At 38.0% G+C, this 26178-nt stretch carries 24 protein-coding genes and 2 pseudogenes; 5 read left to right on the top strand and 21 right to left on the bottom strand.

Translation table 11 applies throughout. From position 1 onward, the window contains the following. The first annotated feature begins 121 nt into the window (after window positions 1–121). Together AC6I1H_RS01525 and AC6I1H_RS01530 are read left to right on the top strand one after the other, a co-directional pair. Window positions 122–1438, top strand: a complete 1317-nt coding sequence (locus tag AC6I1H_RS01525) for a hypothetical protein (protein ID WP_497739291.1) — start codon at window positions 122–124, stop codon at window positions 1436–1438. 108 nt (window positions 1439–1546) lie between these two features. After that, window positions 1547–2407, top strand: coding sequence for a hypothetical protein (locus AC6I1H_RS01530; protein ID WP_497739292.1), 861 nt, complete (start codon window positions 1547–1549; stop codon window positions 2405–2407). A 268-nt stretch (window positions 2408–2675) separates the two neighbouring features. Here AC6I1H_RS01530 and AC6I1H_RS01535 read toward each other — a convergent pair whose 3' ends face one another. The 10 genes and pseudogenes from AC6I1H_RS01535 to AC6I1H_RS01580 form a co-directional block, all read right to left on the bottom strand. Then, on the bottom strand, window positions 2676–2906 hold the full coding sequence (locus tag AC6I1H_RS01535; RefSeq protein WP_497739293.1) for a hypothetical protein: 231 nt from the start codon (window positions 2904–2906) through the stop codon (window positions 2676–2678). A 1438-nt stretch (window positions 2907–4344) separates the two neighbouring features. Further along, window positions 4345–4578, bottom strand: coding sequence for a hypothetical protein (locus AC6I1H_RS01540; protein ID WP_497739294.1), 234 nt, complete (start codon window positions 4576–4578; stop codon window positions 4345–4347). 35 nt (window positions 4579–4613) lie between these two features. Continuing rightward, a complete protein-coding gene (locus tag AC6I1H_RS01545; protein WP_497739295.1) occupies window positions 4614–5039 on the bottom strand; it encodes an ExeA family protein in 426 nt (141 codons plus the stop codon). After that, window positions 5032–5466: pseudogene (locus AC6I1H_RS01550) on the bottom strand (Mu transposase C-terminal domain-containing protein); the annotation flags it as partial. The gene AC6I1H_RS01545 and the pseudogene AC6I1H_RS01550, both read right to left, overlap by 8 nt. Window positions 5467–5529: 63 nt before the next feature. Further along, on the bottom strand, window positions 5530–5697 hold the full coding sequence (locus AC6I1H_RS01555) for an ATP-binding protein (RefSeq protein WP_497739296.1): 168 nt from the start codon (window positions 5695–5697) through the stop codon (window positions 5530–5532). A gap of 210 nt (window positions 5698–5907) precedes the next feature. Beyond that, on the bottom strand, window positions 5908–6216 hold the full coding sequence (locus AC6I1H_RS01560) for a DUF6618 family protein (protein WP_497739297.1): 309 nt from the start codon (window positions 6214–6216) through the stop codon (window positions 5908–5910). A gap of 15 nt (window positions 6217–6231) precedes the next feature. After that, on the bottom strand, window positions 6232–7032 hold the full coding sequence (locus AC6I1H_RS01565; RefSeq protein WP_497739298.1) for an ExeA family protein: 801 nt from the start codon (window positions 7030–7032) through the stop codon (window positions 6232–6234). A gap of 18 nt (window positions 7033–7050) precedes the next feature. After that, window positions 7051–7398 (bottom strand): Mu transposase C-terminal domain-containing protein, encoded by a 348-nt coding sequence (locus AC6I1H_RS01570; RefSeq protein ID WP_497740894.1) that lies wholly within the window; start codon window positions 7396–7398, stop codon window positions 7051–7053. A 3-nt stretch (window positions 7399–7401) separates the two neighbouring features. Then, a pseudogene (locus tag AC6I1H_RS01575) lies at window positions 7402–8402 on the bottom strand (DDE-type integrase/transposase/recombinase); the annotation flags it as partial. Window positions 8403–8462: 60 nt separating this feature from the next. Beyond that, window positions 8463–9044: a DUF6431 domain-containing protein gene (locus tag AC6I1H_RS01580; RefSeq protein ID WP_497739299.1), complete on the bottom strand. Its 582-nt coding sequence runs from the start codon at window positions 9042–9044 to the stop codon at window positions 8463–8465. A gap of 732 nt (window positions 9045–9776) precedes the next feature. Here AC6I1H_RS01580 and AC6I1H_RS01585 point away from each other — a divergent pair. Continuing rightward, window positions 9777–10914, top strand: a protein-coding gene (locus AC6I1H_RS01585) for an IS3 family transposase (RefSeq protein WP_497740697.1) whose coding sequence is annotated in 2 segments (ribosomal slippage) — window positions 9777–10049 and window positions 10051–10914 — 1137 coding nt in all. Because the reading frame shifts where the segments join, the coding sequence is not laid out codon by codon here. 750 nt (window positions 10915–11664) lie between these two features. Here the strand turns inward: AC6I1H_RS01585 and AC6I1H_RS01590 are convergent. Then, window positions 11665–12480, bottom strand: a complete 816-nt coding sequence (locus tag AC6I1H_RS01590; protein ID WP_497739300.1) for a hypothetical protein — start codon at window positions 12478–12480, stop codon at window positions 11665–11667. Window positions 12481–12726: 246 nt separating this feature from the next. On the opposite strand from AC6I1H_RS01590, the gene istA reads away from it, so the two are divergent. Then, window positions 12727–14205 carry an IS21 family transposase gene (gene istA / locus AC6I1H_RS01595; RefSeq protein WP_497739301.1) on the top strand — a complete coding sequence of 493 codons (1479 nt, stop codon included), beginning with the start codon at window positions 12727–12729 and terminating at the stop codon, window positions 14203–14205. A gap of 3 nt (window positions 14206–14208) precedes the next feature. Further along, the gene (istB, locus tag AC6I1H_RS01600) at window positions 14209–14955 is read left to right on the top strand and encodes an IS21-like element helper ATPase IstB (RefSeq protein WP_497737815.1); all 747 of its coding nucleotides are present in this window, start codon (window positions 14209–14211) and stop codon (window positions 14953–14955) included. On the opposite strand, the gene AC6I1H_RS01605 is transcribed toward istB, so the two are convergent. From AC6I1H_RS01605 to thiT, 10 genes are all read right to left on the bottom strand, one after another. Continuing rightward, on the bottom strand, window positions 14941–16713 hold the full coding sequence (locus AC6I1H_RS01605) for a DUF262 domain-containing protein (protein WP_497739302.1): 1773 nt from the start codon (window positions 16711–16713) through the stop codon (window positions 14941–14943). The two genes, istB and AC6I1H_RS01605, sit on opposite strands and share 15 nt — an antisense overlap. Before the next feature lie 440 nt (window positions 16714–17153). Beyond that, window positions 17154–17351 carry a hypothetical protein gene (locus AC6I1H_RS01610; RefSeq protein WP_497739303.1) on the bottom strand — a complete coding sequence of 66 codons (198 nt, stop codon included), beginning with the start codon at window positions 17349–17351 and terminating at the stop codon, window positions 17154–17156. A 359-nt stretch (window positions 17352–17710) separates the two neighbouring features. Continuing rightward, the gene (locus AC6I1H_RS01615) at window positions 17711–19366 is read right to left on the bottom strand and encodes an IS1634 family transposase (protein ID WP_497739304.1); all 1656 of its coding nucleotides are present in this window, start codon (window positions 19364–19366) and stop codon (window positions 17711–17713) included. 147 nt (window positions 19367–19513) lie between these two features. Further along, window positions 19514–19855 carry a response regulator gene (locus tag AC6I1H_RS01620; protein ID WP_497739305.1) on the bottom strand — a complete coding sequence of 114 codons (342 nt, stop codon included), beginning with the start codon at window positions 19853–19855 and terminating at the stop codon, window positions 19514–19516. Window positions 19856–20045: 190 nt separating this feature from the next. Continuing rightward, a complete protein-coding gene (locus AC6I1H_RS01625; RefSeq protein ID WP_497739306.1) occupies window positions 20046–20414 on the bottom strand; it encodes a GGDEF domain-containing protein in 369 nt (122 codons plus the stop codon). A gap of 2 nt (window positions 20415–20416) precedes the next feature. Further along, on the bottom strand, window positions 20417–21487 hold the full coding sequence (locus AC6I1H_RS01630) for a PAS domain S-box protein (protein ID WP_497739307.1): 1071 nt from the start codon (window positions 21485–21487) through the stop codon (window positions 20417–20419). 42 nt (window positions 21488–21529) lie between these two features. Next, on the bottom strand, window positions 21530–21907 hold the full coding sequence (locus AC6I1H_RS01635; protein ID WP_497739308.1) for a hypothetical protein: 378 nt from the start codon (window positions 21905–21907) through the stop codon (window positions 21530–21532). Between the two features lie 858 nt (window positions 21908–22765). Then, complete coding sequence (locus AC6I1H_RS01640; RefSeq protein WP_497739309.1) at window positions 22766–23248, bottom strand: hypothetical protein; 483 nt, start codon at window positions 23246–23248, stop codon at window positions 22766–22768. A 480-nt stretch (window positions 23249–23728) separates the two neighbouring features. Continuing rightward, window positions 23729–25162 carry a stalk domain-containing protein gene (locus AC6I1H_RS01645; RefSeq protein WP_497739310.1) on the bottom strand — a complete coding sequence of 478 codons (1434 nt, stop codon included), beginning with the start codon at window positions 25160–25162 and terminating at the stop codon, window positions 23729–23731. Window positions 25163–25435: 273 nt separating this feature from the next. Further along, on the bottom strand, window positions 25436–26098 hold the full coding sequence (thiT, locus tag AC6I1H_RS01650) for an energy-coupled thiamine transporter ThiT (protein ID WP_497739311.1): 663 nt from the start codon (window positions 26096–26098) through the stop codon (window positions 25436–25438). Window positions 26099–26178: the final 80 nt, after the last annotated feature.

The raw sequence follows: 26178 nt of genomic DNA on the forward strand, positions 1-26178 counted from the left end.
AATCAAATGTCTTTTATGGGAGAGGAAAAATTTATTGAAAAGAGGGTGGTTTCATTGGGTTCTATCGGTGAACCTCTATGTTAGCGGTAATCTAAAAAATCAAATTTTGGAGGTTACCAAAATGACAAAAAAATTAATGGTTGTGTTTGTATTGTTCGTGTTTCTTTTGAGTTCTATAAACATAGTGACAGCTGATGATTTTGCTTCTCTAGAAAAAATAGCGGAATTTGAAGGCGTTACTTATTTAAACTTACCTGAGACTGTTTTTGGAGGCCCTATTGTTCCGGCTACTCTAAAACTGGAAAATATAAAAATTAATGGTAGCAAATTGGACTTAGCTGGGTCAGTTTCGTATAATAATCAGAGTTATCCTCTTGATTTAACGGGCAATCTAAAACAAAGTAAATTTGGCAAATCGGATAAAGTTGGACAATTCAGAGATGAAACTGATAACTTTGAAATTATTCACATGGGTTTGCATAACGACTTTAATAAAGCTGCTATAAACACAAAGGATTATTCTTTAGAAGGGCAAAATGTTTTTTGCATATATATTTTAAGAAAGAACACACGTGAGTTCAGCATTTTCGAACTTCCTTTGCCTGTTTTAGATATAGATAGTGACTTAAGAAAAATCAATCAGAAGAAAATTGAGTCTGCAGGGTTTTCGGATGATTATTGGCAATCAAAAGTATTTTTACCCATTAGTACAAGTAAAGCTGATGTTGGGATTATGGCTACTTCAGACTCTGACGAAGATGAGTATTCAGAAACATATACTGCCAATCCGGAAGGAGATACACTAACATATCATATAAAATTAAAAGCATATGTAAATGGCCCTTCAGACATAGCAAATGGTTCTGGTGACTTTAATCATCAATTAACAAATTATGATAAATGGACATCTTCAACTGCTCCTTATTATGAATCTGATACATCCCCTTTTGTTGTAGGAAAATATAGCGATCCAATTGTTTTTCAAGCTCTTGCCGATGGGGATTCAAGTACAAGTGGCGATGCCTTTTTAAAGGGTACTTTTGCGGGAAGCTATACAAAGGCTTCTTCACCTGGTTCAATAACAATCGGAATTGGAGTCTCAGCCTCGTTAATTCAAGTGAGTTGGAGTAAAACAATTAGCTTTACCAAGTCTTGTACCGAAACTAGCAACTATTATATATTTGGTGATGATCTTGATACTGGAGAATATGCAAAAAAGGCTGAGTTTACTTACAAGAATCGCTATTTGCCAAATAAAGGGCAGAATTTCCAAGCCATTTTACAGGTTGCTTGGGTAGGAGGCAGCCGCAATACCCAAGACTTGGATGCAAGGTGGATCTGCCCTATTTATGCAGATTGGGACGATGGAAGCAGCACTTTGTATTATCGTGATACACTTACATTAAATACCTCACCTTCATATTATAGTGGCAAATAAAAAATAAAGAAAAGCCATCCATTTTGAATGGTATGGCTTTTCTTTATTTTTTTAGTATAATAATAAAGAGAAAAAAATTCTGTTAAACTTGATGAGGTGATAAGCCAATTGAAAAAATACATTTTGTTAATAATTATCATTCTGCTTGTTTGTTTTATTTACTTTACATTTACAGGTTATGATTTAACAAAAGCTATCAAGCCTTATGAAATAAAGATTGATTCCGAAGAATTTACAACGCCCGGTAAAGACTTAATTTTTAAACCGGTTAATTTATATTTGGGGTTTAAGGAAAATAAACTCCAAATACAATACGAATTGTCAGAAGATCTTAAAAAAAAGAGTTATTATTTGCCCTATATTTTAAAGCCGAAATTTTACATACGAAATATCAACAATTCAGAAGAAAATTTAAAAAGCGGAATCCTCGAACAAAACATATATCCTATAAAAGAGATGTTTTTTAATCCGGACCGAATATATACGGGGCAGGAAGGTTATGTTGATCTAATTTTCAGCAAGAGCAAACCTTCTTTTTCCCCGGGTAATCAGCTACTATTAACTTTTTCAGGTGCAGAGCTGGAAGCTCCCTACGAAGATATGATAAAAATCACTATTCCATTAGAGACGGAAAGCAAATTCCAACTACCTGGTATTGGCGATTTGATAATAGAAAAAATCGAATTGACCGGCGGTGAAATGAATCTGATTTATCATGTAAAACCTATTTTGAATAAGCATTATGATGTAATGTTTTCCCTTTACACCAGCGATGGTGAAGAAATAAGAGAAGTATCGGGAACGAGGAATTATTCTTCAAAATCAAATTTAACGACAGGCAATATAAAATACATGGTACCCTTGAATCTAAAATTGCCTCAAGAGATAGAATTGAAGCTGCTCAAAGTTTCATACTATATAGATGGTGACAATAAATCAGCCGTAGTAATAAGGGCTGCGAGAAACTAGGAGACAGTTTCACATTGGCTTACAGTGTCGCAGAATTAAAACTTTGACACTGCCATAAAAAACGTGAAGATGGTCAGGATGAAAAAATACTTTTCAAGGGTGATATCAAAGGGACGGAGTTGTTGACAACATCTTTGGATTTAACGATTTTCTATTATTTTTAACAACTCCTGGACTATGTCCGAAACATTATCAACCGGAATGTATGAAACGGTTCTCTGTTTGCCTGTCATTGTCTTTATATCCGAGAAAATTAATTTACCTTCTTTTAAAATAATAAGAAGCCCGCAGAGAGATTTTGCAGGACTGGTTTCTTTTGTATTATTAAGTAAAATAAAATAATTGCCTTTTTGTTGCATTTTTTACCGTTAGCTAAAATATTGTTTTCTTCATCTGGTGATAATTTTCTAACTTCAATATTATCTATCAAACTTAATATCTTTTTTATTGTGGGTAAATCTTCTATGTGGTGGGTAATGAACTGTAGAGTTTGATTCATTGACTCCGTGGATATCTATCATATCAATTTTTTCTTTATTGTAAATAAGATTAGAGGAATTTTGACTGCATCCGGTTAAAAACAGAACCATTAATAGGACAATCAAAAGCTTGCGAATAACCAATTTAAATCTTATCCTCCCTCCTGCAAAAATGATTATAATTATTTTACAATCTCTTCAAAATCACTATCATTAGTTTATACTTACGATGTATTTTATAATAATATATTAACATAATGGATAAATAACTCAAGAATGACAGTCAGAATTAAAGGGGTCAGGCTTGAATAATTTCCTTACTCATGGCATAATTATCCAGGGGGGTGCGCCAGTTCGGCGCTGTGAATATAGCCAGCGGGAAGCCGGCACGGTAAGGCCCAACCAGCGCCGTTATCTAACCTTGCAGCCAAAGCCGTAAGGCGAGGTTTAAGTGTAAGCAGGAAACTGTGCGAGATGGAATGCTAAAGCGTGAAGTGATATAGCCTCGTTAGATTATACAAAGTGGAAGCTGATGCCTTCACCCTGGCTTTAGGCAATAACATTTGGTCGATAAAGACGAGAACAAACAAGTTACATTGAGGTCTGAACACACAGCGAGCACGAGCTTGCCATTCACAGCGTACCTGGAAGGCTTTGCATATTATCTTGAAAGAACTTTCTGTGGTACATCAAGCGGTTTCTAAAAGCCGGTATCTACTATGAGACGATAAGTGCACGTCGCATAAGGAAGGCTGATTTCGCCGGCGTGTATAAACGTATATCTACACTATGTGTTGGATATGTGGTTTGACAAAGTGGCAAAGAAGCAGTGAGCAAAATAATCCGGTTCGGCAGATTTACAAAGCAATACAGCGCTGACGTCAAGACAGAATGGCCTTTTCACATTCAACACATCATTGAAAAGTGAGGTGGAAGTCGAGCGTCTACTCGACATTTATATGGAAAATACAGTAAAAGAATCAATTAAATTACTATTAATATCCTTCATTATAAGTCTTTTAGTGTCTATGTTTTCTGATTTTGATTTAAGGATTAATTTTTTTATTTATTTGTTTGTATATATTTTAAGTTTTCTTTTGGTACCGTATTGGCTTAGAAATAATAATATAAATTGGGGAACAAAACTATTTTTAACCATATTTATTGGTATAACAAGTATTGCAGCTATTGCATATATCTATGGAATAGGTAAAACTTTATATAGATATACTGTTGTATTTTGCGTTTTAATTATAACTTTACTAGCAATAAATTGTATAAAGAAAAACATTTAAGTTAATTACCTAGTGTAGCCGTTCACACTTTCTGACCGCATTTTGCTCAAAGTGAACGTCCGAAAATTTGACTCACTTTATTTGACCATAGAAACCTGAACCTTGAAAACATCCTCCGAGTAGGTAAGGTTTGACCCTTGCCCACTCATAGAGGGAAAATGCATCATACCGCAAACTCATTTTCAATTACAACCCTGACCATATGGTCATCTATCAAACGCTTTTGACTGGCTGAGGCCGAAAGCAGACAGGCAAGGCAGACATTGTTTATCTTTCTTGCAATGCCTCCGGAATATTCATAGATTACATCCAGAGCATCATCGGTGAAGATTGAGGAAGTTGCTCCGGCAATCTTCAGATGGTGGCAAACATATTCTTTGGATTCCTGCCTGTCCATGGGTGGCAGGTGATACCGGAGATTTACCCTTTGAGCTATGGCTTCATAACTTTTCGCTGCAATACCCTTTTAAGTTCCGGCTGACCTACCAGTATGAGACTCAAAGGGTTGTAGGAGTCCAGTATTACCTGATGAAGCTGTCTTTTAGCCTGGCCACGGTTAAACTTTGGTTCACATCCAAGCTGCCTTAAAGATTCCCAGTAAAAATGCCTGGGGGTAAGGGCTGAGTCACTGATGTAGATAACTTTGTATTTATTTGGATTTAAAAGCTCAAGAAGTTTTCTTAAAGCAGTGGATTTCCCCGAGCCTACTTCGCCTGTTATGATGGCAAAGAGGCGTTTTTCTGCGGTGTATTTCAGCCTTGATACCAGTTCTTCATAGGCTGGGGTGACAAACAGTTTTCCTACAGGCACATCTTTTTGAAAAGGAGTCTTTTCAAATCCAAAGAAAGGTTCAAACATTGTGTTCCCCTCCTTCCATACGGCGGAAGGGGATGGCACCCAATTTGTCTTTCATGCGGTTTTGAGCTTGTTTTTCCAGTATGCTCAAAAGTCTTGAACCGGATGATTTTTGAGGAGTTGGGGCATCTTTTTTGCTATAGGACACTTCATTGTATTCTCCTATGATAAGCGGCCTTGCTGAACCCCGTTTTTGACCTTTATGCCATACTTCTATTTCTTCAAGGTCAAAGGGGTCATAACGTAAATCCACAGTTTTTCTTACCCATTCAAGGCCCACTTCATAGGTTTTACCATAAAGTTTTACACAGCCGGTTTTATCAACTTTTCGGCTTTCTTCTCGAAGGAAAGCATCCCTTAGCTCGTCAATATTGGCAAAGCGCAGGCGTCGGGTATCCTTTTGGAATCGAGCAGCCGGGGTTTCACCCTGTTATTGTCAATGAAAAACCCGCAAAAAAGGGAAAGAAAATCCATCACCCTAAAGGCAAGAAATTTATTGTTTGTTTAGCTGTTCCTTCTGCTCCTTCATCCTATAACTTTCTCCCTTGATCAAAACCAGGTGACAATGATGAACGATTCTATCAAGTATAGCAGATGCAAGTATAGAATTCCAAAATATATTACCCCATTCGTCAAAAGTCTTATTTGAAGTGATTATCAAAGATTGTCATTTCTCAAATTAATTCATCCCATATTCTCAAATTAAAACGGCACATTTTTACCATTATTTAGGATAATTTATCGCATTAAATTGGAAGGTCCATAGAAAAATTCTCAAATTGCCTTAGAATTAACAGCAGAATTAAAAAGTCTATGATTATCTAAAATAGAACAGAGCAGTATTATGCACCGCTCTGTTCAATATGGAATGCTAACAGGATATTTTATCCACTATAGCTTCCAAAGCATACGCGATAGTTATTCCATCCACCTCCCCAATTGAATTTATTAACCGCTCAGCATTCCAGAACCTATCCCTGGGGTCAGACAGGTGGCATCCTGCATTAAAATCAGGCATGCATGCAAAGTAGACGCAGGATGTTCTGCCAAAAAGGACCATTATTCCAGAACGGCTCTCTATCCTCATTTCATAGTGGCTGCCATAGCTTTTTAACTTTGTAATTATGCCATCCCATGTTTTGTTTTGCTTTCCCTTTTTCATAAAACATCTAAACCGCATTTTGTGTTCCTCCCATCAAAGATTTACCTCAGCCTGTGCCTGATATACAATTTCTTCATCAACCTCACGCTGCTTTCTGGCACATGCGCATATGAGACAGGCTGTTGCAATATTGTTTACCATCCTGGGCAGACCCTTTGTTATGGCGAATATGGCTTCATAAGCTGTAGGATTAAAAATCTCTTCCGTAACACCCGCAATTTTTAACCTGCTTTTTATGTAGCTTTCCATCTCTTCCTTTTTTAAGCCCTGTAATACATACTTTACCGTAATCCTCTGCCTTAAAGCGCTGTTTATGTTGAGCGCCAGCTTGTTTTTTATATGGGGTTGGCCCGCAAGTATCAATATATACGGGTTTTGAGAGTCCATGTTAAAATTAAATATCATCCGCAAATCCTCAAGCACATCATTGGATGCCATCTGAATCTCATCAAGTATGATAACCGGTGTCATCTTCTGCTCATAGTAGAACGATGTAATTGCTCCCTGTATCTTTCTAAATAAATCCACTTTCCTGTAACAGCAAGTTTCCCCAAGAATCATTGCAAGAGCCTGGTAAAATTCTTTTACCGTCAGGGTTGACAGGGCAAAATAGCAGGGTTTGTAAAGAGATTTGTTAAGTTCATTTACATATTTTCTAAGGGCTGTTGATTTCCCAACTCCCGGTTCTCCGACAACAAGGCCTATTCCTCTTGTGCTTTGAAGATATTTAAGCCTTGCAGCAAGTTCAGTCATGTCCTGGCTATTAAATAAATCTTGTGCGGCAATCTCCTTGCCAAATGGGTTGTATTTTAGCCCGAAATATTGTGTAAACATATTTTCTATCTCCCTCCGTTAATCCATCATATCGGTAAAGGATATGGATGCATCTGGAGTTTTTTCATTAAATGCCGTATCATCTGCTATCTTTTCATCTTTTTTTCTGTTGCCGCCATATTTTCTTTTTACATGAGCGTTGTCATGAAAGTTTACCCTGTAAGCCTCGCCTACCTTATTCCCTTCATGGTATAGAAGAATTGGCATTGAAAAGTTTTTGAGCCACTCAGGGTCGTATCTTACCTCAAGCCTCATGCCGGCAAATCTCTGCTCTGTCTCGTAAAGGATCTTTTCAATCTGAAGCGTTGCATCATTTGCTACCTTGCGGCTTACTCTTAAAAGGAAATTCTCATTTAGCCGTTCTATGTCAGTTACGAGTTTTACTCGAGAGACCTGAGCCATAAAAAAGTCCAGGGGGCTCATGTTAAGTGCGCTGTGTTTTTTTCTCTGATAGTCCTCCTCAAGCCATATTTTAAACCTTAAATTAAGATCGTCGATGCTTTTTAAAGAGTTAATGTCAAGCCCGCTTAAAAATCGCATTCTGACTGTATTGAAAAATCTTTCAATTTTGCCCTTCTTATGTAAATCTTAACATAACCCTTGCTTTCAGCGCTATACGGCATAGTATGGATATGTCTTATGTTTAGCCTTGCACAGGCCATTTTAAAACATATGGATACGAATATCTTGCTATTGTCTACATATACCGCATCGGGGATGCCTCGTTTAAGTATAGCTTTCCTAAAACAATCTTCCAGTATGGGAAGCTTTTGATTTAGATAAAATTCGCCATGGCATATTAATCTTGTGGCATCATCGATGAAGCATATGAGGTATGTGCGTATCTTTTTCTTTGGATTCTCTGGGTCCGGAAGGTAGGGGCCGTATTTGACATCAGCTTGCCATAATTTGTTTCTGTGTTCTTTTTGAAATCTCCTGAGGGCTTTGGGCTCTTTTTGTTTTAATTCTTTTTGGGTTAAACCTAAGTTTGCAAGATGCCGTGTAAGGGTAGATCTTGCTACATCCCCGGGGGATATGAGCTTTTCCCCCTCCAGGATCTGAAGTATCCTTGTAACACTTCTTTGGGGCAGTTCTTGTTTTAGACTTATGGCTTCTTTTAGGATATCTTCCGGTATGGCTCTTGTTTGTCCCTTATCGGAGCGCTCTTTTGGCATTAATCCATTAAGGCCTTTTTGCCTGTAGGCCTGTAAGTAGCGGCGCAGGGTCCTCTCTGAGATTTGGCCTTTTGAAAGTATTTGGCATCTTCTTTTCCTTCTTTCCGCTGCTTCAAGGTCTTCTTCCAAAAGGGGTGAGATTAGTGCGAAGCGCTCCAGGGCTTTTTCCATGCTTTCTTTGTTCATTTTGGTCATCTCCCCTGTTTTTTGTTTATCTAAAGACTACCACCAGGGGGAGACGGTCAAAAGAGCAAACTATGTTGATTTTTCTCCTAAAAGCCACAGGTTTGTGTTTTCTACGAAAAGCCAGATGTTTACCTTTCCGAACAGGCAGCAGGAAAGAATATCGGGTAATAGTTTTAAAACGGTTTTTAAACGGCTAAAGCAGCTTTCTATTTCCCCGACTATGGATGACGTCTTGCCATACAGTCTAAATGCTATGCTCTCCAGAGTGCCTACAATTTCGCTTGAGAGGAGTTTGAATGTTTTTACCCAGCGTTTTGTGGTGGATATGTCCTGCTCTCCCTCTGCATATTCCGGTGAAATCCGTTTTTCCACCACATCTTCCACCGCTTCTTCAATCACTTTTGCCGGGTAATGCTTATAGGGCAAGATGAAATCCGGTATTATCGCATGGGTTTTCTTGCATCCCGGGCAGTAGTATCTGGCTATTGGGAATTCTTCTTTCCCGGCCGTTGTCTTTATTTTCCTAAGGTACATCCCATAACCTACAAGGGCGCTACAGCATATGGGGCAGTGTAGTTTCATTTGAGCTAATTTATGCAAAAAAATATTACGATACTCCTTTACTGTTGAGCCTAAAAATGTTACAATCATAGTGACTTGATATTATGGAGAAGGCCTTCAGTAAGGGTAGGTCGGAAACTATCACCTTACTTGAAGGCTTTCTCTTTTTTCTCCCTCCCATGACTTGCTTCTTTCTCTTTTATTTCTTCAATAGGTGTTAAATTCCTTCTTAAAACGGTCAGGAAATTTGAGCAGGAAGGAGACAAAAAGAGTGGGAGGAAACAGCTTTCACTATACCTCATATCAGAGAGGGTTTAAATTACCTATTCAGTTCTTGCTGGAAGCTGGGTTTCCCCTATATCCTGTAAATCCTAAGGTCGTCGATCGTCGCCGTAAGCCTTCCGGCACCAAAAGTGACCTATTGAGTGCTCGTATCTAAGCAAAACTTGGCAGAACATATATTAACCGCTTGCGGCAACAAAATTATAGCTTTTATTATCCAGAAAGCGTGAATTAATGAGACTGCTATATACAGGCAAAGAGCCCATCTTATCAATTTTTTAACTACTTTCCCGGGGAAATAACCGCTTGAGTTTATTAACAAAATTATGACGGTAATGATAAGCGTAGGTATCCATTATTTTTACTTCTATCAGCAAGTAAATGTTGGCTATGATGTTCCGCATGAATGGGTCCCATCAATATAATCAAAGGTCCCTGACAATTTCTTTTTCCATCGTCTTCCTCAAAATAATATAATGGATAAAGAAATTCAGACAAAAAAACGGATTGCTTTAAGGTGATAGATTGTATAATAGTCATATGAGAAAAACATACACAGGAGAATTCAAAACCAAAGTCGTACTGGAAATTCTTAAGGAAGAAAAAACCATTTCCCAAATCGCATCCGAGTATGAAGTTCATCCAAACCAGTTGATAAAATGGAAAAAGGAGGCATTAGAAGCTCTTCCTCAACTTCTTGAAGATGGCCGCAGAAAGGGGGATAAAGAAAAAGAGGCATTAAAAAACCATATTCAAGAACTTTACACACAAATCGGTGAGCTTTCCACTAAGCTCAACTGGCTCAAAAAAAAATCTGGCATCAAGCTCGACTAGAGCTGAAAGAATTGAACTTGTGGACTTTGAAAACCGGAAATTGCCACTTACGGTCCAGGCAGAACTTCTTTCATTAAACCGTTCAAGCCTTTACTACAAGCCTGTACCACCTTCACCTGAGGAAATCGCTATAAAGCACGAAATTGACCGTATATACACAGATGACCCATATATGGGCTCAAGACCAATTACAGCCATACTGAACCGTAATGGCTTTAAAATCAGCAGGCCAACGGTACAAAAATATATGCGGGAAATGGGGATATCCGCAATCAGACCCGGGCCGAACCTTTACCGCCGCAACCATGAGCACAAGATATACCCTTACCTGCTCCGTGACATCACGGCAGAATACCCAAACCACATATGGGGCACCGATATAACATATATCCCCATGAAAAATGGCTGGCTGTATCTTGTAGCCTTCATGGACTGGTTTTCAAGGTACGTAGTGGCATGGGAACTGGATTATACCCTTGAAGTAGACTTCGTATTAGAAGCCCTCAACAAGGCATTAAAAATCAACAAACCAGAGATTGCAAACAGCGATCAGGGAAGCCAGTTCACAAGCCTTAAATACACAAATATATTGCTCGAAAACAATATAAAAATAAGCATGGATGGCCGTGGCCGGGCTATGGACAATATATTCACAGAGAGGCTCTGGCGTACCGTTAAACACCAGGAAGTATACATAAACGATTATGCAAGCCCAAGAGAAGCTCGCATAAGCCTCACAAGGTTCTTTGACAAATACAACAACTACAGGCCCCATCAATCATTAAAGTATTTAACGCCAGCAGAAGTATACTACGGGAACTATACATTGAAAGATTTTGAATAAATACCTTCAGCTGAATAACTACCAGCTGTTGATACTGCCGGCCCTGATGGATTTGTGTGCAAGTCGGAAAAACAAGACTTGCACACAAGCTCCACAGTGCCTTGGATAAGTCTCGCAAAAGACATGCTCGACTTATCCACAGTATCACACAGCTCCGACTACTAATTTTTGCCAAAAGCTTAAAAGAAAATTTCCAGTTAATATATTACATTTGTGTATTATATTACCAAACTTTAACAAAGGAGGATGAGAATTTTATCACCTTATATAAGGTCAAAAAAATGTCTTGACAACTTTAGCCACCATATAATATACTTGGTGATTTGCGCTAGGGAATAAGTATTATCATCTACATTATTCGATATATCCCCACTTTTTTCCTTTCGCTTAATGCTTCTTCGACTGCAATTATGCAATGAGTCGCGGTTTATAGACGAAAGTGAACTACCATCTAGGTTGAGAGATAGCTTCCAGTTCTCATTCACTATATTCAATAAAAATCCTAAAATCCCTTCTTTTTGCATTGTTTTTGTTAAACACATTCTGGTTAAGAATTAGGTATTTTAATCACCATTGTTTGAACCAATTATGCCACCTTTTGCCTTTTAGAATGCTAACAATAAAAACAATCATTGTAGGGAGCAATTTGATAATGCCTGCTCTCTAAGATCGTTTTTCGATTACAATCTGGTTTTTCAGTTCACTCTATTATTAAGGAAATACTTCCACTCCAATCTCTTAGTTTCTCTACTACTTAAGCCTTATCACCCCAGCCTGCGGGTCTAAAAAGAAAAATTCCACGTCAGCTGTCAGGTGTCCGTACCTTGCCAACCACTCTTCGGGCACCCGCTTGTCATTACCAAAAACAAGAAACTTAGTTGTGGCATTTGTTTTTTCGAGCAGCCACACATGCTCGGATATAGCAGAAAATTTAGCTGGTGGTATTTGCGAACCGCGTACAAGCGTATAATATTTCGCATCTCCGACAATATTTCTATCTGGTGATACCATATCGAACTTCTTTGGTACGTTTGGATACGTTCCCAGACTTAATTCCACACCGAAAAATTCGCTCATCCGTTTGCGTGCCTCAGCTTCAAACTCATGAGCTTCTCTATTTGTTGAAGATTCTGAGCTTTGAGCCCAATCCTTTTCATTTTCTTCCAGGCAAACATTCGTAGATATAGAACTTGAGTTATTCCCGGTAACCCAATTTCGGTACCACTCAAGCAAGAAATGGTACTTAGTAGGGATATCCGAAGCATCCGGACAAGTTTTGCCTGATGCCCTAGAAGGATGAAAATCGTCTCCAGGCCCCCACAGTCTTCTGTAACCTGCTCTGGTTTCGTAAAGCATTCGGTAATTACCAGGATTTGCCGGCCTGTTGGCTACACAGTGCTGATTAACATGCACCCTTACCCCAGGACGAATAACCCCAAAAATATCTTCCTGAGCTACTCTACTCACAATTTCTTTCGTTGTAAAATCTTTGCGGTGCGGATTTTCATAGTGAAGCAGAGCGCAGCCAATCCACGCCTCATCCGCCACTTTGATTGGAAAAGCCAATTAGACCACCTTCCTTTTGTACTGGCCCCCGATTATTGGGAATTAAACGACTTAAACCCCTCAACTAGCAGTATTTATACACTTTTCCTTCAATGTTGTTTTATACTTCTAATTTTTTCTCTAACTTGTTAATGGTAAAATAAATCCATCAAAAATGGGAAGGAAAATCCCTCAGTAAAAACGTTAAATATTGCCCATTTGGTAAGAATATTGATAAGGATATTTTTACCAAAGGAGGTTAGAAAGGTGCTGAGGGAAAATATGTATACTACAATAAAGACACTTTTTGACAAAGGCTACAATAAATCACAAATAGCAAGAATGCTGGAAATAGATAGGGGAACCGTTAGAGAAATCTTAAAAAGAATAGAAAACGAAGAAGAAATTAAAAGGAAGAAAGTTCCCACTATCATAGACCCATTTAAAGAAATAATTGATACAAAGGTAAATCAAGAACTTTCTGCCCAGCGGATATATCAGGATCTTTGCAGTGAATATGGTTATACAGGCTCCTACGATACTATCAAAAAATACGTAAGAGAATTCAAGCAATCTAACGTTAAAGTGTATATGGTCAACAATACCCTTCCAGCAGAGGAAGCCCAGGTGGATTTTGGATACGTGGGCAAAATACCTGATCTTACAGAAAAACTTAAGAAAGCATGGGTATTTTGCATGATCCTTTGCTATTCAAGGTTCATGTATTGTGAAATAGTTTTTGATCAGGAAGTAAAAACCTTCATCAAATGCCATGAGCATGCTTTTAAATACTTCGGCGGCGTACCAAAAACAGTAAAGATAGATAACCTAAAAGCAGCCATACTTGAAGCAAACTTTTATGAGCCAGTATACCAGAAACAATATCAGGAGTTTAGCAAATACTACAATTTTTCATCAATACCATGCAGGGTAAAGACCCCTACCGATAAAGCCAAGATAGAATCCGGAGTAAAATACGTAAAAAACAACTTTTTCAAAGGCAGAAATTTTAACACCTTTGAAGAATGCCAGGATGCCTTAAATACATGGCTTAAGGATATTTGCAACATCAGAGTCCACGGAACAACAAAAAAGATCCCTAAAGAAGTATTTGAAAAAGAAGAAAGAAATGTTCTTGGTATCCTCCCGTTTAAGGAATATGATTTTTCCATGTGGGTCACAAGAAAAGTCAACAGCAACTGCCATATAAATTACGACTGCAACTTTTATTCAGTACCGTATCAATTTATCAATAAAGAAGTAACGGTTCAGGTATCTGAAAAAGTGATAAGGATATACGGCAACAATGAATTAATAGCAACACACTTAAAGCTAAAGGGCAGGGGCGAATTTTCTACCAACCCCTCCCATTACCCGGGGTATAAGGTGATAACAAAAACCGAACTTCAATACACCTACAGAAATAAAATGGCAAGTATTGGTCCTAATGCACTTGAGTTCTTTGACAGAATCATAGCTGAGCAGGAAAATTATTGGGGAAAACCCATATATGGCATACTTAAGCTAAAAGAAAAATACGGCAATGAAAAGATCGAAAAAGCTTGTATGAGGGCTATTGCCTTCAATTCCGTAAAATACCAGACAGTAAAGAATATATGCGAAAAAGGGCTCTTTAATATCCCCTTGGAAAATACAGAAAGCTTAATCACCACCAATTCTTTAAATGAATGTGCCCGGCCTCTTTCAGAGTATCAGCAATTACTGTATCTGAAGGAGGTGAAATAGAACATGAACAGTACATTGATAAAAAACCTTAGAGATTTAAAATTATCCGGTGCTGCAAAGAGTATTGAAGTCAGAAATGAACAGGCGATAAAAGAAAAATTATCTTATATGGAATTTCTTGAGCTCCTGATTGACGATGAACTTGCTAATCGAAAAGACAACGGTTACAAAAAAAGATTTCAAAAAGCTCATTTTCCATTTACCAAAACCCTTGAGGAATATGAATTCAACTTTCAGCCCACATTAAACCGGCAGGAAATATATAACTTGGCCACATGCGAATATATATGCAAGAAGGAAAATATAGTGTTTATCGGCCCACCCGGGACCGGCAAAACTCATCTTAGCATAAGTCTTGGGATAAAGGCCCTGCATCAAGGGTATAAAGTAATATTTACAACTGTTTCGGATATGATGGCCACCCTATTTGCTTCAAAAGCGGATAATTCTTATAGCCAGAAGCTTAAATATTATTTATCTCCTGACCTTTTAATCCTTGATGAACTGGGATTTAGAAAACTAAATGAGCATATTGTAGACCAGTTTTATGAGATCATCTCTCAAAGATATGAAAAAGGATCTTTGATAATCACTTCAAATAAGACTTTTGACGAATGGGGTAATATATTTTGGGATTCTATACTTGCATCTGCTATACTTGATAGAATCGTTCATCATTGTCACCTGGTTTTGATCAAGGGAGAAAGTTATAGAATGAAGGAGCAGAAGGAACAGCTAAACAAACAATAAATTTATTGCCCTTAGGGTGATGGATTTTCTTTCCCTTTTTTGCGGGTTTTTCATTGACAATAACACTAACTTTGCTTTGATAAGCTTTTTACGCTCTTCTAAAAACTGTTTATACTTATCGCTTACCCATAAATCGGGATCGTCCGGAATTAAATGTCTTTTTAAATAATCTTGTTTGTTACTCAACGTATTTATCCAATCTTTAAGTTCTTTTTTGTTTTTATCCCCACGGTTAATACTATAATCTAATAGTTGATAGTTTAACACAGTATTTAGTTCATCAGGTTGAAACCCTTTTCTTATCAAAATAGAATATGGATGAATATGATCTATATCTTCCTTTCTAAATTTTTTACCATATATCACATACATAAGAAAATCAAAGTCATAATCATCTAACCTATTTTCATCTATAATATGCAAAAAATAAAGTGGATGATTTATATAAACATCAAAAAGTTCATCTACTGGAAAATCACCATCTTTGTAGTTTTTCATTACTTCAAGTATCTTTCTTATTCCTGTTTCATAAGCGATCCAACCGGCACCTCTTCTTCTAAAAACCTTTTGAAGAAGTGATAGATAAATCCATCTGTATATTGATTTATAATCCTTATTTCTTTCCACGTCACTAAAATAATTCTCCAAATCCTGTGTTTTTACGCTAGTTTTATGAAAAAGATGGTATCCAATAAAATATAAAGGGATGACTGATGGCTTATATTCTGCAAAAAAGTCATATAATTTTGATGCCTTTAAAAATTGTTTTACCCCTCTCAAAGAATTCAAAATTCTATCTTTGTTTTTCTGAATAAAATCTGAATCAGATTCTTCTATGTCGGTCAGCTCTTTTCTATGATTATCTTGCAGGATAAATATATATTTAATTATTTCATCTTGACCTAAACCAATGTCTAAAAATTCCTTAGTCTCGTCATATAAAAATTTTTCATTTTCTGCACTGAAACTTTTTAAGGTTGATGCCATTAAGTCCAATGCACTCAATCTTGTCCCGCCTTGATTTAATCTTCTAAACAATTCAACCGCTTTTCTGCGGTTCCAAGAAACATCCTTTTCGAAATTTATCATAACTTCACAAATACCAAGGTTTTTAGAGTTCAAAAATTGAGTATTAAAAATTTCAATATTATCTTTTATTCTTCCTTTCTCTTCCTCTGTGAGATTCATATTTTTATATTGTTCTACAATCTGATTCACTACAAACTTATATTGCCCACCAGCTTTCTTTAATTGTGAAAATAGGTCTTTAACTTTATACCAAAGAGTCCTCCTTTTCCCATCCCCATCAGACATATCCAACTTATTCTTCAACTCATTAGGGTTTGATGCAAACTCTAAATAAAACTCTTCCTTATCCCATTCGCTTAATAAGTCAAAATATAAATCTTTGCCATTATAACTTCCTGTTAGTCCAATGTAGAATCCAGTTAATCTTTGTTGACCATCTATAACATAAGATATATCTTTTGATAGTTTATCGGTTTTAGTTGAAAAAATAAAAGTACCTTTAGTATAGTCTTTAATGAAAGGCCTATATTCAAATAAAGGCTCTTTTCCCCTCCAATCTTTAAGAGTCATAATTGCTCCAAAGGAATCCCCTCTTAATACTGTATCAAAAAGTAATTCTATTTTTTCTTCATCCCATACTAATTCTCTTTGAATCACAGGCAAAACAATCTCTTCTTTTTGAATCTTTTCGACCATGTCGATTATCCTTAAGTCTTCCCAATTTGCCATCTACTTACCCCCTATTTATTAATGTAGATTTTCGGAAACTCAGTTTCCTTTATTCTCAAGCCCTCTAAAGATGGCTATTTTTTTTACCTTCACTCCTCTCTGTTGCAAAAATAGCTGATATTTATAGATATCATGAGATATGATTGAGTATACTTGTGATTGTTGCGAATATCCGCTTGTAATCATACTTAACTTTTTTTGATCGCCCCCATAATTGAAGCGGATGGTATTGAATCCCGAAGTTAAATATTTTCTCGATGTTTTATCTTTTAAAAATTTAAAGGGTTTGATTGTTATTCTCTTTTTGGATTTTTGTTTGGTATGTTTTTCTATTTGTTTCTTTTTTTATTCTTCACTTACTCGTTTTGGTAAAAGGTATGGTATTGATTTTTTATTGGGTTTGTTACTTTTTTACAGGGAATTATTGTCTGTTTCCGAAATTACTCTAAAGAAGTTTTACCATTTTGATTTTGTTTTATTTCAGCCGTCTCCGGTTTTAAATTTAATATTTCCTTCATCAGGCTCTCTTTTGCAAAATTAATCAGTTCTTTTTCATCTTTGCCATTATCAGGGTATGTAGCCACACCAAAATGCCACTTGCCTGGCAATCTATCCTTAATTTTTTTTATCACAACCATTGCACCATTAGCTCCTGTAATTGGGAGGATTAAAGCTAAAGTATTACTGTTAATCTCAAATACCGTATCTATATCACGAATTTTCTGCTTTACTTGTTCTACAATCCCTGAAATCTCATTCTTAAACTTTTTTTCTCACTGTGTCAGAACCAGAGAAAGATTTAGATTACCTCTTTTGGCACGGTTTATTTCGCTTCTTAACAGCCTTTGAAGTTCTGAATAAAGATTTTTTTCTGCAGGGAGACCTATTAGTTTTTCTACACGTTTTACAAGTTCCTCTGTTTTAAATGGTTTACTTAGCCCATAATTCGCAGGTTAGGCACATCGTATTCTTCCAAGCAGATAGCAAATAAACGAATCTACTCCTGCTGCACCTCGGAAAGCACAGCATAACTTCCTACAGCAAGCCCAAGCTTATATATCAGCTGGATATGCCGCTCTTTTACATTGCCGACAGTATAAAAATAAGTACCGTCCAGCATCTCCCCTTCCGAAAAGACTATGGCCGCAAATTCTTTCATAAGCTGGTGGGTGGTTCCCTTTGGATCAATGTTTTGTTTGATAAGGTGCTCCAAGATGCAGTAAGCCATAAGAGCTATGAACGTGATCAGGGTTAACCCTTTAATCCGTTCTTCTCTATGTAAAAATATCGGCCTTACTTTAATCTTCGATTTAAGGTATCTCATGGGTTGTTCAACACTGTATTTTTTTCGGGTTCTCAGAAACAGTTCCCTTGTAGAGTATTTTTCGTAGTCATAGACATTAGTAACGACAGGATAAAGACCATCTTGTTTTTCTATCTCAGCCAGCAGTTGTTTATCTATGCTGTAAACAAGCTGGAGCTGACCGTCTTTTTCTTCTACTGTAGGATTGCCAAAGATTATGCGAAGGTAGGATTTTGGCCCTTGAAAGCAGTTGTCAACCTGCTTTTGGGCATACTCTTTGTTTTTGTAGCGCCGCATGTTTAACTTTGTTGTAGCTATTTCTTCTAGACGTTCTTTTATATCAGACATATATTTTTCTCTTTTTTCTCGATCCAGCTTGGCACGGCTCTTGCTCCAGATTATTAAGCAACGAGCCCAGAATTCGGGGGCGTCTTTGAGTTCTTGTTGTTTCTTTTTGTCTTGAAGGTGAATGTAAACTCCCCGTTCTGTTACTTTAAATTTTGGTGTCCCATCTTTATCCGGAAAAATACAACCGTCTAATTCTTCCACAGTAACAGAACGGATGGCTTCTTCAAAAAGGCTTGATGCAGGGCTGGGTGCGATGAATCTGATGTTGTTTTTATTCAGCAGAAGGCAGTTTGGGATAGTGCCTACAGCGTTATCTCCGGTAAAAAGAATGTCTTCTTTATTAAGATGATTGCGTAGTTTTTTCATGTTCTCCACTACAATGGATGGATCGTTCAGATTGCCTTTAATAACGCTGCCCCGCAAGGGTACACCGGAGTCTTTTTCTACATTCAGGGCAAGTTTTATCTGTTTTAAGTCCGGTTTGTCTCCGTAACCGAATTGCACAATCTCGGCTTCATCATAGTCTCCTTCGAAGTAGATGGAAGTTGTGTCCCATAGAATTTCTTCGGGGTGCAGATTGAATTCCTGAATGATTTTCATGACCAGCTTTGTCTGGATCTCTTCAAAATACTGTGAAAGATCTTCCAGGCATCTTGCGATTCTGTCGTCATTAAGATTGTTCGGCTCAACATCGAATAATTCTTTGATGCCGCATACCTCTGCCCAGGTTTGTATATCTTTCATCGGCAGGGGATGATGCAGGCGATTGGCTACAAGTATTTCTGCTACTTCTCCAGTGGTAAGTATCTGTCCGTTTTCTTTACGTTCGGGGATGATAGAATCGATAGTTGATTTGATGTTCATTCTCTCCAACAAGGGTTTTATCAGGTACAAGGAGCCCAGGATCTTTTCTTGTTTGAATTTGAATATTTTAGATGGCCGGGGATTAAAAGTCCGTAATGGCGGACGGTCTTGCCGCCTATGGTAATATTTGTTAGCCATGCTGTTCCCACCTCAATATCAGAAGTTATTGTATATATTCGACATTGAGTGGGCTTGTACCTTCTCAGAATATTCTGCCTATTAGCTTTTCTTGATAAAATTTTGTGTGTTTTTACTTGCCATGATACGAATTCGGTGACCTGCGAATTATGGGCTTAGATATTCTACTGCACCCATTTCTATCGCACGCATAACTGAGGAAGCTGTGGCATCTCCGCTTAGTATCATCACAGGAACATCTTTATATTCTGAACATGATTTTATTTTCTCCATAAGTGCAAAACCGTCTTGGCGAGGTAGATTGATATCTACTATTACCAGGTCAAATAATTCTTTATTCTTCTTTTTTATTTTTAACATCGCTTCTTCTGCGGTACTGGCCGTTTCAATATCATAACCCTCTGCTTCCAATATCTCTTTGACCATAAATCGTATTATTGCGGAATCATCCACTATAAGAATGCATTTTTTATCATTTTTTTCTTCCATGCACTTTTATGAAGGCCACTTTGAACTGTTTAACTTTAAAAAGAAAGCAGCCTTTTCATTGTCCTCCTTTCTAGATATACTTTTTCTGGCCTTTTTTACAAGGTACGTTTAAAGACAGAAATGCTGTCTACGGTGGAAACCAGAGTGGTGATTAATAAATCTTTGCTGCCCCTAGCTCGTCACCCCTTCTCTACTGGCTTTTTACGCAATTCCTCCCCGCAGCCTTTGCTTCATACAGCATGCTGTCTGCCCGCATGAGGATGGTATCAATTGTATCCGATGTTCTGTAACCGGCTACACCGAAGCTCGCCGTCACACGCCCTACTTCCGGTAAGGTCATGCTGCTCAGCCTTTCTCGAAGCTCTTCTGCTAAACCTGCTGCATATTCCACAGAAGTTTCTGGCAAAAGAATTATAAATTCCTCTCCACCCCAGCGCGCAAAATAGTCTGTTTTACGTATCCTCCCTTTTATCATATCAGCAACACTCTTGAGAACCATATCCCCTGCAGCGTGGCCGAAACGGTCGTTTACGTTCTTGAAGTGGTCTAAGTCGAGCATAATTATTGAAAACGGCTTCCCATTCCGCCGCGTGCGTCTGCAGGATATAGAGAACCATCTTTCCTGCGGTGTAGTGTGTTAAAAATAATGCGCTCCTGTTTCCCTTCAGATAGAGGAGCAAGGAGTTCTCTGTAGCTCTGCAGGTCGAAATCCGGCTTCAGGTCAAGGGGGGTCATCTCATTCAGTTCTTCCTGGGTATATCCCAGGTTTTCTCTGGCACCGCGGTTTACTGCAATAAATTTTAATGTTTCGGGGTGAAATATATAGATTTCGTTCAATGAATTTTCGAACAGGTACCGGTAAAATTTTAATTCTTTTTCAGCCTGCCAGCGCGCGGTAATGTCAAAGATGATTAAATAAAGCAGCACCTTCCCCGGATAATTGACAGGGGATGAATATATTTCAACCATCCGCTCTTGTCCACTGGCCAGGCGATGGACACAAATACAGGGATTGCAGTTGTTTTTAAAAGTTTCCATATATTCTTGCTCACCATTTATGTCGGAAGAGAGATTAATTGCTCCCATATCCATCTGCAGCAGAGTTTCCTTCGGATAACCATAGAAACGGCAGGCAGCCCTGTTGGCATCAATAATGTGGCCCGACTCCGGTTCAATAAGCAGCATCACCGCTTCATTGGTTTCAAACATATTGCGGAACAGCTCTTCACTTTGCTTTACCCGGATATTTGCTTCGTGAAGTTTAAGTGCCATTTCCACTGTAGATACCAGCACATATTCGTCGACACCTTTCAGAATATATCCGTAACCTTTAACCGACCGGATTTTTTCCATTATTTCTTTGCCGGTATGGGCAGTTAGGAATACGATGGGAATGTCTTTAAACCGCTGTATTATGCGTGCCGTATCTATCCCGTCGATTTTCCTCCCAAGTTCTATATCCATCAGGATGAGATCAGTGCCTTGGCTGCTGCGGGCTTTTTCTACAGCTTCTTCTCCTGTACGTACCATTTCTGTTTTGTATCCGTATTTACTTAAAATATCTGACGTTATTTGTGCATTTAGCCTGCTGTCTTCCACGATCAGGATTTTCTTAGGTATAGATGCATTCATCAATTAATACCTCCGGTAATTCACTTCATGGAATAAAATATATCATTTCCATATTCTACGCATTTTCAAAAGTTCCTGGATATAACCCCAGACTGCAATAGGAGAGTGTATTATTTGATAAAATAACAAATAAACCAAATATCCTGCTCTGTTTTTTCGGACTCTCAAATTTAAAAAATCAAAAACATTTTTTTGATATATGTACATAAGCAGGGTTACCAGAAAATTTAAAGGAAGCACAAAAAGGGTGTAAGGTCCTACAATGTAATATTTACCAAAAAATGCTAATATTAGGCCAGGTATCCAAATAAAAGTAAAAGCAATATCTATTAATGGAATCAAAATATCTATGCTGATTAAAAATATGGAAAACAGTCTCTGCTGTTTCCACGGACCTGCCGTTTTCAGCCCTTCAAACATTCCCCGCGCCCAGCGCGATCTCTGTCTTGCGAAGTGTTTCAATTTTCTTGGTACTTCCGGGTGCTACAGGGGACGGTTCGTCATTTGTCGCACTCCCGCTGTCAATGTACGACAGGGGATGATTCTATCTTTTGTCACATCCTCCCTTGTTTTAAATTATTTTAAAAGACGAATTCATAGATATAGTTAATAAAGCTGAAAAGCCAGAAAACCGGTTAAATGCGGATCGTACGCAGATCATATGATAGAAAAATTACTGAAAAGCCTTGGATATAGCCTGAATGAGAAAAAGACAGAGAAGAAAGAGTATATAGTTTTACTGAATATCAAGAAGAAGTCGTGAATGGCCATCAAAGAATTGGTAAGGATCTTTGGTATCAGTAAAAATATTGTATTTAGATTCTCAAATGCGACAAAACTAGAACCGTCCCTTGTCGCAGAGTGACAAAATATTCTACGGAAGTTAAAAAAAATATTTACTTCCGTAGAATATTTTAATAAAATAGCATTGTAAAAAATCATAGGAGGCTTTCAAATGGATCAGAGAAAATATATAAAGTATATCTTAATAGGTCTTCTAACAATCTATTTAATGTTTCTCTTATCATATGGGATAGCTGATGTCCTTTTTTCTTAGAAATCCACATATTGTTATAAATTCATTATCGACTATTAAAACTGCATTATATATTCTTGGAGGTATAATAATTTCTTGTACTTTTGCAATTATTGATACACTTCACAGCATCTTTGGGAATAAAAATAGCAATACAAAATAACTTGAATAACTACTTTATTGATTATTAATCAAAAACAGGCCCTGAATATAACTAATATAACCATATTGAACTTTTCATTTTAGCGATTTTCTATTATTTTTAACAACTCCTGGACTATGTCCGAAACATCATCAACCGGAATGTATGAAACGGTTCTCTGTTTGCCTGTCATTGTCTTTATATCCGAGAAAATTAATTTACCTTCTTTTAAAATAATAAGAAGCCCGCAGAGAGATTTTGCAGGACTGGTTTCTTTTGTATTATCAAATGAAATAAAGTAGTTGCCTTTTTGCTGCATTTTTTTACCGTTAACTAAAATCTTATTTTCTTCATCTGGTGATAATTTTCTAACTTCGATATTATCTATCAAACTTAATATCTTTTTTATTGTGGGTAAATCTTCTATTGGTGGGTAATGAACTGTAGAGTTTGATTCATTGACTCCCTGGATATCTATCATATCAATTTTTTCTTTATTGTAAATAAGATTAGAGGAATTTTGACTGCAGCCGGTTAAAAGCAGAACCATTAATAAAATAATCAAAAGCTTGCGAATAACCATTTAAATCTTACCATCCCCACAAATAGTGAAAAAGTATTTTATAACCTCTTCAAAATAACTACCCATTAGTTATACTTCCTATGAATTTTATAATAATATATTAACATAATGGATAAATAAGTCAAGAATAATGGATAAAGAAAAGAGGGATTCGTCAAAGTTTAATTCAAACGCATATTAAAGCTAAGCTCGTTCAGTTTTTCTTCTAATTTTACGTGTGCTTAATTGCAATATGATGCATTGAATTAATGTCTTGAAATAAAAAGGCTACCATAGACAATTACGAAAAAGTCACTAAAACTAAGACCGAATATCCTACGGATGAAGCCCTAGAAGATTTTGTATCTTGTAACTACGGAAAAAATAAAGAAGTGGGATACCCCTCAGAGCTGAGGCACGAAAATTATTTTTGTTTTTCTTTCTTGGATTTTCTTTTCTCTATGACTTATAGGTGCGCCACACCTTTGAGTATTTTTATAATCAATCATTCTTTTTATATATTATCAATGCATTGCTCAGGTCCCTACCCGGAGCGGTAAGGTATCTGCCGCCATAATAAAGTCCACTGGAAGCTCCGCCATCCAGGTTCATGGCATTGTAGGCTCCCAGAGAATGCATAATGGATGCCAGTTCTCGTATGGTTGCCCTGTTTACTGTCACCATAAGAAGCATATTGTTTGCCGTAACCCCGATGGCGCTTCTTGCCATAGAATAACTCAATATTTTTTCGCTGGAAAACCCTTCACTTATGGGATCTACAGTAATTTTTCCATCGGTAATGAGCCTGGGGCCGACTCCCAGAGCTCCGGCGGCTTTTTGCCAGAAGGATACATCGGTGCCGGATGGTTCAAATGCCGGTGAAAACGAAGCTTTGCCTCCTATCGGGAATCTATCGAGGTACCTGGTTTCGGTGCCCGAAAGATTCACCACAAACCCGTTCTTGGGAATAACAACATTTCCTTTTAAATGTTTGGTGATAACGCCGTTTTCCACCACGACCGAGATTCCGCTATTAAACCGAGTTTCACTTCCACGATCTGGAGTATATAACACTATGGTGCTTAAATTTGCAGGAGGAGTTCGGTTTATTGCATAGGGTGCCCATTCTATGTCCCGGCCATCTTTGTTCGTAATGCCGTCTATCTCAAATTTAACCACATCAAATTTGACCTGATTGTCATCGGTAAAACCGAAAGTAGTTCCGTAGTTTCCCAGGTGCACCACCCGATGGTCTACCATAATATTGCCCGTAGGTTCCTTTAAATCTTCGTAGGCATTAAAATATGTACCGTTAATGGCTGCCAGAGCATGATTTCTTTTTGCTATATCTTTTAACGATTCTGTAAAGCCCAGGGCATCCTTTGCCAGCACAATTTTCATGCCGATTTTCTTATTGTTCAGATCTACCCTTACTATATTGAGGTTAAAGGTTTTTCCATTCACTTTAACCTGCTTTGTCTCGGATGATATGTAGGGCCTGCCGCCGATGTACACCGAGCGGGCGTTTTTGTCCCACTCCACCGTTTCTCCCAGGGCTTCGCTGACAAATCTCACCGGCACCATAGTGGTACCTTTATAGACCAAAGGAGCTTTGTCCAATCTAACGGATTTGCCATTGACAGTAGCAGAGGTTTCGCCCACCTTCAGCGATATTTTAACAGCTTTGCGGACGGCGGTGACTCGTCTTTGGGCGTTATCCCAGAAAACCTGTGCACCAAGGCTTTCAAAGATGCCGCGCATGGGTAAGAAGGTGTAACCGTTGAAAACTTGAGGCGGCACATCAAACAATTTTTCCTCGCCGCCTATGTAGATTTTAATATTTTCCTGGGAAGCCGCCTGGCCATGAAAACCTATTGAAAAGCTGAAGAAAACTGTCAAAATAGCTATTATCGGTAAAATTTTTTTGAAGGACATTTTTGAAGACCCCCATTTTGTGGTGTTCGATATCAATAATTTACCATAAAAACGGCACTTTACTCAATGGGTTAACAAATCAATGTCAAGCTACCGGCACCGGACTTTTACAATCCGGCAAAATACGGATTTGAAAGGCACGCAGCGCAATTAAAAAGAGAAGAGGCATTAAGACCCCTTCCCTTACATTTCTTGCCTTTTTATACTTGCACTTTTAAGCTCCTATCTTCCTATTTTCCAGCTTCTACACCGTTTTGAGCAGCATTTTTCAGATTAATTGTAAACCTGTTGACCCGCCTGGGTTGCGACGTTCTTTTTTAATCTTTCCACCAGAGTCCGGACCTGCGGCAGGAGCGATACAACAAAGCAAATAAGGGTATCGGTCCCGATAATCATGCCGTTCACCAGTATGGAGTAGACTACGGGGCTCATATTCTCCGGCGCATAGGAAGCAAAAAATATGACGCCGGAAAGAAAGCTGGAGAAAAAGCGGCCAAATCCTCCCAGCAATACGCCTGCACTTATATTCTTTCTGCAGAAGCCCGCAAGGCCTAGAGCGGCAAAGGCTATAATATAATCCAGAAGCACCTGGACCGGGTGAACAATAAAAGGATCCTGTATAAGTTGCAGGATGCCGTAAACAGCCCCTGCAGCTATTCCAGCGGCGGGCCCGAATATACTGGCATAGACAAACATGGGCAGCATGCTGGCAGGGGTTATCGACCCGCCCTGAGGCCAGTGATACAATCTTACATAGGACAGCACAAAGGCTATGGCCGTGCACAGTCCTCCATATACGATGGCCCTGGAATTGAAATTTGCCCTTGGCCCTAATATCATAAGCAGCACCGCCGTCAACACAATTGCTGCCAGCAATGAAAGGGTAAGGGGGGTAAGCTCGGTCAGGTCCTGAAATACACTGACAAGATAGTTCACATAAATCACCTCCTCTCCATCCCATAGCGAATTGGCTATGTCCGGAGAGTAGATAAAAAAGCCGTAACGCAAAGTCACGG

Source organism: Biomaibacter sp. TOL (assembly GCF_059717795.1).